The 13,853-nt window shown below is 50.0% G+C and carries 14 protein-coding genes; 3 read left to right on the forward strand and 11 right to left on the reverse strand.

Going from position 1 to position 13,853, the window contains the following annotated elements; all coding sequences use genetic code 11:
- Positions 1 to 201 (forward strand): ribbon-helix-helix domain-containing protein (locus tag AAH187_RS16550; RefSeq protein ID WP_342349584.1); only part of this gene is annotated, 201 nt, incomplete at its 5' end.
- On the forward strand, positions 198 to 584 hold the full coding sequence (locus AAH187_RS16555; RefSeq protein WP_342349585.1) for a type II toxin-antitoxin system VapC family toxin: 387 nt from the start codon (positions 198 to 200) through the stop codon (positions 582 to 584). The genes AAH187_RS16550 and AAH187_RS16555, both read left to right, overlap by 4 nt.
- Positions 585 to 645: 61 nt before the next feature.
- Here the strand turns inward: AAH187_RS16555 and AAH187_RS16560 are convergent, their stop codons facing one another.
- The gene (locus tag AAH187_RS16560) at positions 646 to 1,971 is read right to left on the reverse strand and encodes a replication-associated recombination protein A (RefSeq protein WP_342349586.1); all 1,326 of its coding nucleotides are present in this window, start codon (positions 1,969 to 1,971) and stop codon (positions 646 to 648) included.
- Between the two features lie 175 nt (positions 1,972 to 2,146).
- Between AAH187_RS16560 and AAH187_RS16565 the strand changes: the two genes are divergently transcribed.
- Entirely contained in the window at positions 2,147 to 2,941 is a 795-nt protein-coding gene (locus AAH187_RS16565; protein WP_342349587.1) for an alpha/beta fold hydrolase, read from the forward strand.
- A gap of 407 nt (positions 2,942 to 3,348) precedes the next feature.
- Here the strand turns inward: AAH187_RS16565 and folE are convergent, their stop codons facing one another.
- From folE to AAH187_RS16615, 10 genes are all read right to left on the reverse strand, one after another.
- Positions 3,349 to 4,002: a GTP cyclohydrolase I FolE gene (folE, locus tag AAH187_RS16570; protein ID WP_342349588.1), complete on the reverse strand. Its 654-nt coding sequence runs from the start codon at positions 4,000 to 4,002 to the stop codon at positions 3,349 to 3,351.
- Positions 4,002 to 4,463: a 6-carboxytetrahydropterin synthase gene (locus AAH187_RS16575; RefSeq protein WP_342349589.1), complete on the reverse strand. Its 462-nt coding sequence runs from the start codon at positions 4,461 to 4,463 to the stop codon at positions 4,002 to 4,004. The genes folE and AAH187_RS16575 overlap by 1 nt, the downstream gene beginning before the upstream one ends.
- A gap of 105 nt (positions 4,464 to 4,568) precedes the next feature.
- Positions 4,569 to 4,895: a 2Fe-2S iron-sulfur cluster-binding protein gene (locus AAH187_RS16580; protein WP_342349590.1), complete on the reverse strand. Its 327-nt coding sequence runs from the start codon at positions 4,893 to 4,895 to the stop codon at positions 4,569 to 4,571.
- Positions 4,896 to 4,907: 12 nt separating this feature from the next.
- Positions 4,908 to 6,203 (reverse strand): NADH-quinone oxidoreductase subunit NuoF, encoded by a 1,296-nt coding sequence (gene nuoF, locus AAH187_RS16585; RefSeq protein ID WP_342349591.1) that lies wholly within the window; start codon positions 6,201 to 6,203, stop codon positions 4,908 to 4,910.
- Between the two features lie 272 nt (positions 6,204 to 6,475).
- A complete protein-coding gene (gene mdh, locus AAH187_RS16590) occupies positions 6,476 to 7,426 on the reverse strand; it encodes a malate dehydrogenase (protein WP_342349592.1) in 951 nt (316 codons plus the stop codon).
- A 42-nt stretch (positions 7,427 to 7,468) separates the two neighbouring features.
- Positions 7,469 to 7,879 carry a hypothetical protein gene (locus AAH187_RS16595; protein ID WP_342349593.1) on the reverse strand — a complete coding sequence of 137 codons (411 nt, stop codon included), beginning with the start codon at positions 7,877 to 7,879 and terminating at the stop codon, positions 7,469 to 7,471.
- 17 nt (positions 7,880 to 7,896) lie between these two features.
- Positions 7,897 to 10,989, reverse strand: a complete 3,093-nt coding sequence (locus AAH187_RS16600) for a VWA domain-containing protein (protein ID WP_342349594.1) — start codon at positions 10,987 to 10,989, stop codon at positions 7,897 to 7,899.
- A gap of 206 nt (positions 10,990 to 11,195) precedes the next feature.
- Entirely contained in the window at positions 11,196 to 11,522 is a 327-nt protein-coding gene (locus tag AAH187_RS16605) for a DUF167 family protein (RefSeq protein WP_342349595.1), read from the reverse strand.
- 658 nt (positions 11,523 to 12,180) lie between these two features.
- The gene (locus AAH187_RS16610) at positions 12,181 to 12,933 is read right to left on the reverse strand and encodes an energy-coupling factor transporter transmembrane component T (protein WP_342349596.1); all 753 of its coding nucleotides are present in this window, start codon (positions 12,931 to 12,933) and stop codon (positions 12,181 to 12,183) included.
- A 113-nt stretch (positions 12,934 to 13,046) separates the two neighbouring features.
- The coding region (locus AAH187_RS16615; RefSeq protein WP_342349597.1) for an ATP-binding cassette domain-containing protein at positions 13,047 to 13,853 on the reverse strand (807 nt) is incomplete at its 5' end.

The raw sequence follows: 13,853 nt of genomic DNA on the forward strand, positions 1-13,853 counted from the left end.
CAGTTGGAAATCATCGCCCTGACGCGGGGAGTGAAGCAAAGTGAGTTGATTCGAGAAGCCGTCGACGAGTTAATTGAAAAATATACACCCTCCCAGCGCCTCACCCGCATTCAACAAGCCCGAGGCCTCTGGAAAAATCGAAAGGACCTCCCCGCCTTACGTGACCTTCGATCAGGATGGAGCCGAAGGGCTCAAACGTGAGCAGACCCTTCTTGGTCGATTCGGATGTCTTGATCGACTATCTCAAAGGTTTCGACTTAGCCTGCGATTTGATGGAAACGCATATAGACAGGATAGGCCTCTCCGTCATCACGATTGCTGAAATACGGGCCGGCATCAAAGGGAGAGAAGAAGAGCAGGCCTTTGAACAGTTCCTCTCAGCCATTCCTCACTATGATGTAACCCGAACGATTGCCGAGATGGGTGGAGATTGGGTTCGCCAATTCGGCCGGTCTCATGGCGTTGAAATACCGGATGCGTTGATTGCGGCCACCGCCGCCACCCACAACCTTGAACTAAAAACTCTCAATACCAAACACTATCCAATGATTAAAGACCTCGCCCAAGCCTATAAAAAGAATTAACTGGCAGTTTTTCAGCTTCGTGTTAAGTTCAGGACAGGCCAGCAGATTTCAGATTACATCATCAAGGGGCGTTGGTATCTTCTTCATCGGTCGGAGAAGAATTCTTGGGTAGATAATACCGGCGGCCTTCTAATTCTTTAGGAAGATGAGTTTGAACTTTGGCACCCTTGGGGTCATCATGGGCATAACGATAGTCTTTCCCATAGCTTAAATCCTTCATCAACGAAGTCACCGCATTTCGTAAATGAAGCGGGACCGGCAGATTGCCTTTTTCTTTCGCATCTTTCCTTGCGGCCAGGAGGGCCGCATACGACGCATTGCTCTTGGGAGCCGTAGCCAAATAGGTGACCCCATGGGCCAGGTTGATTTGTGCTTCAGGCAAACCGATGACCTCAACCGCATGGAAAACCGCCGAGGCAATCAAGAGCCCCTGCGGGTCGGCCATCCCGATATCCTCCGACGCAAAAATCAACATGCGCCTGGCAATGAACTTGGGATCTTCTCCGCCCTCCAGCATCCGCGCCAGCCAATACAACGCCCCATCCGGATCGGAGTCCCGCATGCTTTTGATAAAAGCCGAGATTAGATTGTAATGTTCCTCCCCATCCCGGTCGTAGCGTAAAGCCTTCTGCTTCAGGGCTTGCTCGACTTGCAGGTGATCAATGGTGGTAGGTTTGCCTGGCTTCGCATATTGACCCACGACGAATTCCAGCCCCGTTAACATCGAACGCGCATCGCCATTGCCATATCCAATCAACAGTTGCTGAGCGTCGGGAGTCAGGGTGACGCGTGAAGAACCGAGCCCCTGCTTTGTATCTAAAAGGGCACGATTCAAGATATGCCTCAACGCCTCCTCGTTTAAGGATTGAAGCACCACCACCATGGACCGCGACAACAACGGGGCAATCACTTCAAAAGAAGGATTCTGCGTGGTGGCTCCAATGAGTATGATATCTCCCCGTTCGACATAGGGGAGGAAGGCATCCTGTTGCGCTTTATTGAATCGATGAATTTCATCCACAAAAAGAAGTGTTCGCTGCCCTGACACCTTGCGACGTTGTTGAGCCGTTTTCAGCAATCCGCGCAACTCTGGAACCCCGCTCAGCACCGCTGAAAATGGCACGAATGTCGCCTGGGTTTTTTGGGCAATTAAATTCGCTAACGTCGTCTTCCCCGTCCCCGGCGGCCCCCATAAAATAAGTGAGGGCACACGATCATGTTCAATGGCCATACGCAGCGGCTGATCTTCGGCCAGAACATCTTCCTGCCCCACAAACTCCTCAAAATCCTTCGGCCGCATCCTCTCCGCTAATGGAGCATGACGGTTATCGGAAGGATCCTGAATAGGGAAAAGATCTTCCTGGGACTGTGACTCAAATAATTCCATGAAAATTCACTTACCCCCAAGGCATTTCTGTGAACCGATTTCGTGATTACCTCTTTATTCTCAGTATGCTATAACCACCGGTCATGTACCCGCAAATGAACCCGGTTTATGACACTTTAGTTGAAGCTCTCAAAAAGAATCGATCTGGCGACTCTGGACGAAAAAGGAGGGAACGGTGAAGGCTGTCATTGATGGAGTCACAGTCGGTTATTCCGATCAAGGGAACGGCACGCCTCTCGTCTTCATCCATGCCTTTCCACTTTCCAAAACCATGTGGCAACCTCAAGTCGATGCGCTGAAGGACAGCTATCGAGTGATCACTATCGACCTTGGAGGACATGGAGAATCCGACATCGTCTTATGGAATGATACGTTGGACCATTATGCCAAGGGTGTCATCCACTTGCTCGATCATCTCGGGATTGCTCAAGCGGTGTTTGTGGGCTTGTCCATGGGCGGGTATATCCTCTTTTCAATCTATCGACATTATAGCAATCGGGTGCACGCAATGGTTTTGGCAGACACGAGGGCCCAAGCGGATAGTGAGGAAGGGAAAGCTGGACGGCGTTCGATGGCTGAAGTGGCGTTTAGCGATGGAGCATCGGCCATTGCCGACCTCATGCTTCCTAAACTTCTGGCTCCTTCAACCCTTGAGCATCATTCTGAAATTGTGGAGCAAGTTCGACAGATGATTCTCCAAACGTCAACAGCGGGAATCGTCGTCGATTTGGTGGCGATGGCCGCCAGACCTGATTCAACGGATCTTTTATCCACAATGACCTGCCCGACTTTAGTTATTGTGGGCGAAAATGATGTCGCCACCCCGGTTGCAGAGTCTCATTACATAGCCGAGCGGATAGCCGGCTCAACCCTGGTCACCATCCCTGAAGCCGGGCACCTATCCAACTTCGAACAACCTGCCGCGTTCAATGAAGCACTTCGGAGCTTCCTCACGACACACCGGTTATAAGTATTGCCGCAACGCCAAACCGATGAGAAAAACATCCGATCCAGGTTATTGGGTAGGGACTGGAGAAATAGAGAAAAGACGGGCCTAACAGGAAGGAAAATTAAAAAATCAAAGTGAGGTCACAGAGAAATGCCCTCTAGGGAAAACTCTCATGAAAGACTCATGTCCTATCTCATCTTAAGATGGGACTCTTCCATCCTGCAGTCAAGCAGGCCATCAAAACACAGCACCAGAAGGAAGAAACAAGGATGAGACCGGCGCCTCCTGCGCGACATGCCCTTCCCTGGGGACACATATAAAAACTCAATAATGTGACATTAAACCTGATTCCGTTAAAAGAATCAAATCTCTAGAAAAGAACAGACACCTGCCGATTCTGAACGGGAAAGATGATAATAGAGGAGCATCTAATCCCCGTCGCATCCGCGCTGGCGGATGAGCTTAAGGAATTCGTTACGGGTTTGTTCTTGTTTCCGAAAGACACCAAGCATTTCGCTGGTGACTGCCACCGTATTCTGTTTTTCTACCCCACGCATACTCATGCAGAGATGGCGGGCTTCCATGACAACAGCTACCCCTCGCGGCTTGAGCTTCGTGTGAAGGGTGTGGGCAATCTGAACTGTCAACCGTTCCTGGACTTGCAAACGACGACTAAAGGCATCGACGACTCGGGGGATTTTGCTGAGACCCACCACATGCTTGTTGGGAATATACCCGATATGGCATTTCCCGAAAAACGGTAAAAGATGATGCTCACAGAGGCTGAAAAAATCGATATCGCGCACGATGACCATCTCATCATATTCAATGGGAAACAGAGCCCCATTCAGCAATTCATCGATATCTTGTTGATAGCCTTTCGTGAGAAAGGCCAGGGATTTGGCCACCCGTTTGGGCGTATCGGTTAATCCATGTCGTCGGGGATCTTCACCAAGATTTTCCAATAGTTGCTTCACGATGATTTCCAGGTTCGCAAGATTAGGTCCACTGACCGGCTCGCTGTTTTCCCGGACGACAGCCCGTGATGTGGTAGATGAGGGCCGCTTCGGCTTGGTCCGCATTAGCTCTCCTTTATCCCGTTTCTGTTGAAAGAATCGTTGGGCACTCTGGGTGTGCCAATATATTCAAAATAGTTATCTCTGGTTTCAATCACACCAATTTTCGCCAATTGCCCGGAAGGAATCTGATCAACCAGCAGATCCCAAAGCAAACGGGCTAAATTCTCACCGGTTGTCGTGACGCGGGCAAAGGCGGGATCAAAGTTGAGATGTTGATGATCAAAACGATCGACAATCTTATCTTTCACGAGGTGATCCAAGTCGTCCACGTTTGTGATCAACCCTGTACGCGGATCTAATTCTCCGCTCACCGTCACCAGAACCGTATAATTATGCCCATGCCCGTTCAAGTTATTACATTTGCCAAAGATCTTTTGATTGATATCGTCGGGCAATTGATCGGTATGCAATCGATGTGCAGCACAAAACCTATAGGTTCTGGTGATCGAGGATGTGGTCGGCATGGCAGTCGGTCTCAGCATTCTTTCTTTTTGCGAGGAGTTTCATGAACAATGCATCTGTGATGTGGATACCCTTACCTCCTACCTTTTCGTGAGAAAAGGGCCAATTTACAAAGATTGTTCGACTTCGGCTTCACCCCATTTTTCTTCTGGGACCTGCACAATTACATCCCCTAATACTCGAGCCTGACAGCCTAATCGATGGTAAGGCTCAGTCAGCGCTTCTCGATCAAGCAAATCCTGCTCATCAAAGTCGATATCAGAAAGATTCTCTTCGCCTGCAATCACATCCACCCGGCAAGTCGTGCAGGAGGCGTTCCCGCCACAATCATGATTCAAGGCAAATCCGAGTTTCTCCGCGACTTCTAAGAGGGAAAGGCCTTCAGAAACTTCGCCGGATTTACCCTCCGGATGAAGAAATGTGACGCGAGGCATACAGTCTTCTCCTTACTCAGCACCAACTGGAACAGGCTTGAACGGACATCGCCCCAGGCGAATATGTTCTTCGAATTCTTGGCGAAACAGGCGTAAACTATTTTGTACCAATACCGCAGCTCCCGTGACCAGGGTACAAAACCCGGTGCCTTTGACAAATCCACAAATTTGCAAAAGTTTGGCCAGATCGCGCTCTTCCCCTGATCCATCTTCAATTTTTCTCATCAAGATAGCTAATTCTTGGGTACCAATCCGGCAAGGTGGACATTGTCCGCAACTTTCCCGTTCAAAAAATCCTGAAAACTTAAGCGTTTGCTCCACCATACACGTCGCATCATCGATAACAATGACGCCGGCAGACCCCAATCCAGTGCCGGCTTTTTTAAGCGAATCGAAATCCATGGATAATTCTAATTGATCCGCTCCCACCATGGAAAAGGATGGCCCACCGGGGAATACGGCTTTGACACCATGTCCGTTCGGCACGCCCTGCCCACATACCTCAATCAGATGTCTAATGGACGTTCCCAACGGCAGTTCATACACACCGGGTCGATTCACCGCTCCACTGAGCGAAAACAACATCGTCCCTGGAGTGGTACTGGTGCCTACCTGTCGAAACCATTCCGGTCCATTTCGTAAGAGTTGGGGAATATTCGACAGCGTTTCAACATTATTGACTAAGGTCGGTTTGCCATGCAGTCCAAACTCTGTGGGATAAAACGGTGGCTTTTGCTTGGGCTGCGCCGGACGACCCTGCATCGATTCCAACATCGCGGTTTCTTCACCCGCCACGTAACTGCCATATCCATCAAAAATTTCAATATCCAGGGTGAGACCTGTGCCAAGAAAATTCTTTCCCAATAAGCCCTGAGCTGTAGCCTGCTCTTTAGCCCGCTCAAAGATAGCTCGTTCTTCAGAGAATTCATGATTTAAATAGATGTAAGCCGCCTTCGCTCCAACGGTAAACGCGGCAATCAGACATCCTTCCAAAAGTTGGTGAGGGTGATGCCGAATCAGATATCGATCTTTGAACGTTCCAGGTTCATGCTCCCCGGCATTACAGACAAAGTATCGCTCTTTGACGCGATGATTGACCACCTTGTCCCATTTCAGTCCGGTAGGAAATCCAGCGCCTCCCCGTCCTCGCAGATGGGCCTCTTTTAATTGTGCGATAATGGTATGCGGATCGTTCTTCGTGACACACTGAACCCAAGCATCATATCCCCCCTCCTGGCGGTACGATTCAATTTCACCTGGTTCACCCTTTACCTCCCGCAATACCCGAGGTGCAAATACGTTATCCACCGAAGCCCCCTTGATCAATGGTTTGGGCCCACATACATGTATCCATTATTTTCAATATTTGGATTACGGTATTTTTTATAAATCCCTTCCTCGAAAAACCAAATTTCCTTCCATGTTCCAAAGGGAAATTAGGCGTCAAGGTGGGTTAAGAGCACGAGCACGACTCACTATACGAACGGGTCGCTAAAGTCGTCAAGGCAATAAGACAACCAGAAAGCACACCTATTCAGTGAAGGAAAAAGATGGCAAAACTCGTCCTGCCATCCGCCAGGTTAGGTGGTGGTCTTCTTCATCATTTGATCAACCTGTCCACACAATTCCCCAACGGCCTTGGCTGAGACCTCCAGAGCTGCCTGTTCCTGTGGCGTGAGCGCATATTCAATAATCTCTTCCGCCCCGCCTGCCCCTAATTTCACCGGCACACCCAGAAAGAGATCGTTAAAACCGTATTCCCCCGCGCACAAGGCCGCGCAGGGAAGGATTTTCTTTTGATCTTTAGAGATCGCCTCAACCATTTCCACGACCGAAGCAGCCGGGGCATAATAGGCACTCCCGGTCTTGAGCAGATTGACGATTTCGATTCCTCCCTCGCGAGTCCGCTTAATCAGTGCCTCTAAGGCCTCCGGCGACAACCATTCGGTCACCGGTCTTCCTGCCACCGTGGTATATCGATTCAAGGGCACCATTGAATCCCCATGGCCTCCCAGGACCATCGCGTGAATATTTTCGACCGAGACCTGCAAGGCCTCCGCAATAAAGGCCCGGAATCGTGCCGAATCCAACACTCCCGCCATCCCAAGTACCCGGTTTCGAGGAAATCCACTCACCCGATGCGCAACGTGAGTCATCACATCAAGAGGATTGGAAACAATAATGAGAATGGCATCAGGGGAACGTTTGGCCGTCTCACGGACTACGGCTGACACGATTTTGGTATTGGTTTCCAATAATTCATCCCGGCTCATCCCCGGCCGGCGAGGCACGCCTGACGTGATCACCACGACGTCAGAATCCTTGGTGGCCTCATAGTGATTCGTTCCAGTCACGGCGGAATCGTAGGCACAAACTGGGCCGGCTTCGACCAGGTCCAAGGCTTTCCCCTGCGGCAGACCTTCGACGATATCGACCAGCACAATGTCGTACCAATTTTTTTCTGCCAACCGTTGCGCGATGGACCCTCCAACATTTCCAGCCCCAACCACAGTCACTTTGATACGGCTCATGAAACCACCCATTCCTTTGAAGGGGTTGCCAGCCATGCGGGGTTAATCATCGTCATGGCTCGTCCACCCTGCGACTTTAAAGTTGATCGTACACACAAAATTATCCCCATCATAAAAATTCACCTTGATTTTTTTCTTTCCGTATTCCCGACTCAGGAACTCTTCCGGATGGTCGATAAACTCCTGGTAGGCTCCCGCCTCATACCCTCCTAATTCTTTGAATGCGACAATCATACCGACCTTGACCTCTTGAAGCATTTTTGTCGTGCAGCGAGGAAAGATTTCCCAAAATTTTTCACAGATATCTTCCTTCGTTGGTTCGAACCGTTCTCCGTCCTCCTGCCGATCTTTCCGGTCAAACTTCGCCTGCCGTCGAACATAGGGATATTGATGCCCGGTAAACAACTTATACAGCCACGGTGGCACATCAGGGTGTGAAGGTAAACTGGTCATATCTCTCCCATATCAGCTCATCTGGCCGTAAGCCGTTGATAAATTTTCGGCAACTTCATTGGAAGTGATTCGACTTCATCGACGACCACATACCCAATTTCCCCATACATCCGTTTTACATAATCGGTTGGAGCTTGATCAATGGTAATGCAGAAGGGATGGACGCCTTGAAGACGAGCTTCCCGAAGAGCCATTTTGGTGTCTTCCAACGAGTATTCATCCGCATAGTCATCATCTAACGGTTTCCCATCACTGATCAGGATGAGAAGCCGGACTTTCGCCGGTTGCTGCTTCAATCGGTGCGTCGCATGTCGTATCGCCGCGCCATCACGGTTTTGCTGTTTGGAAGTTACTCCGCTAATTTTCAAACCGACACGCCCCCCGGACCGGTGGTCAAAATCCTTCAAGACATGAATCTCCACTGATTGCCGGGTTTGCCCGGAAAAGCCGTACATCGCATATTGGTCGCCAATCGCAGACAAGGCTTCCGAGAGCAGGAGCAAGCCTTCCTTTTCAATGTCGATAACGGGACGCGCTCGAGCGCCGATCTGGCGTCCGGTCGATCCGCTCATATCCACCAGAAACGCCACCGCAACCTGTCGATCACGCTTTTGTCTGGTGGCATACACCTGATCGGAAGAATCGTTTCCTTGCCGTCGATCAACCATCCAATTCACCAAGGCATCCAAATCAATGTCCTCCCCATGGGATTGGCGTCCCATTCGACGAAAGGCTTCCGGACGAATGGCTTCAAAATAACGGCGAATGAGTCGCACAATCGGCCCATACGTTTGAAACGTTTCATCCACAAAGTCGGGTGACCCTTCACGGCCAGCCTGTTCGATCACACGGCACCATTGGGGTCGATAGTCACGTACCGTCCCATCCCACTCCTCATAGAGATACTCTCCCTCACGCAGACGAGCTCCCTGTTGCCCATCGCCCGAACGAAGCGTCGGTTGAAACCATTGCTGCATAGGCGACTCACCAAAATTTGGTTTCTTGGGATCTTGCGAAGGATCGGGTTGGTGAGGAGATCGATGCTCTAATTGGCTGGGTGAATCTCCCCCAGCATTTCCCCCCATCTGAGCACCTTGATCCTGTTGCCCTCCTGTCTGCCCTTTCGACGCCTGTTCCTCCTCTTCCCCTCCTTTGACATGGTCTGGATTGAGAATGCCACGATACCCCCAGTTACTCAAAGGCTGATACGCCTCTTCTAAGTGTTCAGCCGCTTCAGGCTGTCCGCCTGAATCAGAAACCTCGGAAGTATTGGAAAAGGGTTCAAGTTCTTGATTGTCCTTCGCCAGAGTTCCAATTCGGCGTTCCAATTCCTGGTAGAGCCGGTCGGCCAGTTCCACTGATTCATCGACTGTCGCGGTGGGGTGTAAAATCGTTCGGGCAATCTGCCAGATATCATCAATCACTTCTTGAAGTCCCGGACGAGTGAAGTCCTCCTTGGTAAACCCGGCATAGAGCAACAATAATGCGTCCAGCACAATCTCACGAGCCGTCATCCCATGGGAGAGCGTGCGAAGCTCCATCGCTTCCTTTGTCAATGACGTCAAATCCTCTTGTAATCCCGGGTATTCATGACGGAGCAAATAGTCAATTCGAGCATCTTCCACAATTTCCCACAAATCCCGGATAATCTCCGGTTGCGGGTAGAGTTGAAAGAGATTTCCCAATGTGTGAACGCCTCTCTTCTGGCTGAGAGCTTCTTTTTCGTACCGAATCTGCACCCCGGTAGCCACACGTTGCAACACTTGAGTCGAGAGCGCATAGGTTCCAAATTCCACATGCCCAACCTCATGAGCGACCATGACCGTGTACCATCGTCGGTTTCCTTCCCTGGACTCCGATCGCCTCATGACCAGGGGAAGATATACCGTTTTTCCATCGGTGCTCACCCGAGCTTTTTCGGAGGCAGGACTCGCTGACATGTGACTGGCGCCGACCGAACCTCCTCCTCCCTCGGGGATTCCTTCTATGGCCACATCCTCTCCACACAACGCCCTTGCAAACATTTTCAATGATCGGGCGACTTGACGAAGCGACACGCCGCTCATCGCCTGCTCTACTGCTGAACAGGCCTGTTGCGTTTCCAGACCAAAAAAGGCTCGTCCAGCCTCAACGCTATATTCCAAAGCTTCCATCCCCTGACCAAACCATGCGTCAAACACACCGGTATCGTCCTCTTTGCAGGCCAAGCCGACGACCTCGGAAACCCGGGCAAAATACGCGAGAGTCGCCTCGGGATCTCGATCCGCTACAAGAAGGCCGAATTGTAAGATTCGAATCTTCCACTCAACCGTCGAGACCCTAGCCAGGTCTTCTGTGGCCTTGGCCAAAAACACTATCGCCTGCTCAGGAGAATGATCCGCAAGCCTCGAACCTAGATCAATGACACGTTGTTTGACATTCGCGTCATTGAACTCAAGAAACAGACTTGGACTCGTTCGAAAAAACTCCAAGGTTCCAATGTAATCAGGCTTCCCAAAGCTGTTTTGAACCATGAGCTTCATGCCAAACCCAATCCAGGACTTGGCCGATTCCAACGGAACAGCTCTAGCAATGGAGGGACACTCACGGAAAAACTCATTTCCTAACACATAATTCCATTCGGACAGGTCCATCCCTAGTCGGGCCCATTCCTGAAGCTCAGGAATAGCCATCTCCCCACATACCTGGGGAAGCACCTTGAACCATTCGTACGCACATTGTGGGGCGGCCTCATTTGACCCATCGGCTAGTTCCAGCACATGGGCCAACAATTCATCTCGATTCGACTCCCCTTCCAGAAATCCGAGAATCATGGGGCTTTCTTTGAAATAACGCAGACCGAGAGCGCCGGAAGCTTGGGCGAAGGTAATCCCTAAATCCAGCCATGGAATGACACTGGCTAAGCATCCTTTTCGATTCAACTCTCCCAGGGACCATACGGCTTCACTCTGTATTTTGGACGAAATCTCTTGTAATTCAATGAGTAACTCCAGAACAGGCACCCGCAGACGAGGATCTCGCAGTTGTTCATCGAGGCTATGAGCCGTAGTCGCATCAAGGCGGTCGACTAATAGCTCATGAAATTCATCTTTTGGGGTAATGGAAGACATGTAATTGATTAATAACCGAGAGGTTTAAATGGTTACAAAAAGGATTCTTACCCGGAACTTTTCATTTCAGTTTTGTAACCAGAGCTACGGATCGGCATTATAAAAGTGACTTCAAGGGATGTAAACTCACCCAACAATCTAACAGATTTTACACTTTATACTCCCAACACCCACTTCTATCTACCTCCCCTTGAAGGTTTCTGACCTCATGGATGTTCAGGATTTTTTGTGGAAGGGCTTTTCGTCAGAGCTGCTCTTATATCAGCCAGGGTCTTACCTGCAATAAAAACTCGCTTCTGCCTGGAACTAACTCCCGATTTCATCTGCACATCTTTCTGGGGAACGCCAACATATCGTGCCAAATACCGGCATAATTCTGCATTGGCCTGACCATCCACCGGAGGAGCCGCAAGGCGAATCTTCAAGGCTTCCCCATGGAGCCCAATAATTTCTGTTTTTGACGCTCGCGGCTGAACATAGATACGAATTTCTATACCTTCTGATCGTTCTACTACACAGCTGGCGAGTTCCATATAAAATTTCCTATAGCCGATACAAATCATTCACCTTTTTTGTCAGAAAGAATAAAAGAACCGATAGATATTAACATCAAGCAATTTCGCATAACTAGAAATAACATATTAATTTTCAACAGTTTACATCCTGCATCCAGATCTTGACATGAACACAGATGGCGGGTAAAATATTTTTAGATTGATAACAGTTATCATTTTCGAAAGGGCCACCATCCAGTAACGGTTTTATTATGTTCATCTGCATCTGCAAAGGTATCAGAGAATCCGATGTTCGTGAACTTGGACAAGCGGGTGTCACTTGTCCCTTAAAGCTTGCGGACGCCCTCGAACTCAATGACAAACGGCAGTGCTGTGGCCGTTGCATCAAAAAGATTTCAAAATTTGTCGCACTCGCTACAGAAGAAACCTCCTGCCGACAGACCCCAATGATAAGTTAGGGATTTCGTACCTACCACCTCACACCAGCTTCACAGTCTCTCCTGCTCAGGATCTGACCCTGCTCTCTCAACCCCAAACCATTGACCTTAAGCTTCCAGGCGAGCCAATCCTTCCATTATGAAAGTAACCCAGCCACCGCTTTCCGCATCCCACAATAGAGGAGAGGATTTTTAGGCTTGTCATTAGATTTGAGCGAAACCATACAGGCATTAAATTCTCAAAATCGCATATCGAGAGTACCAACGCCCTGCCATCGCAACCAGAGGCTTACCCCGACAAAAATCAGCATCACACTCATGACCGCATAATCCCTGGGCCTCAATTTCCCGGAAGAATAAAAATGCCGTGTCGCTGTGGGGTGAAACCCTTTGGACTCCAGCGACATCGCCAGAAGATTCGTTTGACGAAGGGCATGCCCAATCAAGGGGATCACCAGGGGAACATATTTACGAATGCGTTGTAGAATTCCGCCGGTCGATACATCTAATCCGCGTGAGCGCTGCGCTTGAACCACGCCCACGCCTGCTCCTAGGAACATTCCCACCCACCGGAACGCGAGTGAGAAGACAAACCCTGCCCGTGAAGGAAGTCCTAATTGCTGAGAGGCCTGCGCAAGCTCTTCCACCGTCGTTGTCGAGAGTAACCAAATACCACCCCAGAGCATAATCAACAATCGCAGGCCCATTCCTAAACCAACGATGACACCTTCCCAGGTCACTCCAAGCCCATGCAAGAGGGGAACAGGTGTCACACCTTCCACAAAGAAAGGCCAGAGAGCCACGCTATAGACAAACAGGAGAACCGTCAGCATCCACATTTTCCTGACATTGGCCCCGGCCTGAGACAGGATTAACCCACCCATCACGCATCCAAATACTCCAAGCAAGTAAACCGGATCCGAAAAACACAGGGCTAATCCAAACACCCCAAGCACCGTCAGAACTTTTGTGCGTCCATCTAACCCATGCATCCACGACTTCCTGGATAGATACAAGGAAACATTCATCGGTATTTACCAGACCCCACGAATCTTACGCACGCCAACCACGTTCTCCATTACCGGGTAAATAGCGGCAACAATTCTCATGGGAATCCTCGCCTCCAGGAGGCCTTCACTTCTTCCACCGTGAGCAAGGTCTGTCCCCATCGTTGGCTAAAGCGGGAAATAACCGGGATCTCTAATGATGCTGATTGGATCAACCCCGGATCAGCAAAAACTTCTCGAGGCGTTCCATCAGCAATAATCCTCCCGCTGTGCATTAACAGACAGCGCCGGGCATAGGCCGCAACAAGCCCCATCGAATGCGTGATCATCACAATCGTATGCCCCTGTTGGTTCAGTCGCCGAATCATCGCCATCATCCGGTCAGTTTCATTGGGATCAAGCCCTGTCGTGGGTTCATCAACAATTAACACCGCCGGTCTCGTAGCCAACACGGACGCCACCGCAATCCGCTGTCGCTCCCCTTTTCTCAAGGAAAACGGATCTAAGTCCCGACTTCCCTCAACGGGCAACCCCACAGCCGCCAACGATTCTTGAACCCGATCGGCAATCTCATCCTTCGAACAACCCATATTCTTCGCGCTGAAGGCAACTTCTTCCCAGACGGTATCCGCAAAAATTTGATGATCAGGATTCTGAAAGACTAATCCGACGCGCCTGGCCAATTCATTCATCGAGATGGTGCGGGTATCCATGCCGTCCACAACAATGGTGCCGTGTGTCGGCATTAAGAGGCCATTGAGTAATCGTGCCAGCGTACTTTTGCCTGATCCATTCTGACCCAGCAAAGCCAGAAAATCTCCTGGGTGGATGGTAAATGACACGTCATCCAAGACCGTCTGCTCTTCATACTGGAAAGAAACGTGGTCAACCTGAATCAGGGGCAA

Source organism: uncultured Nitrospira sp., from assembly GCA_902500695.1.
Lineage (GTDB): Bacteria > Nitrospirota > Nitrospiria > Nitrospirales > UBA8639 > Nitrospira_E.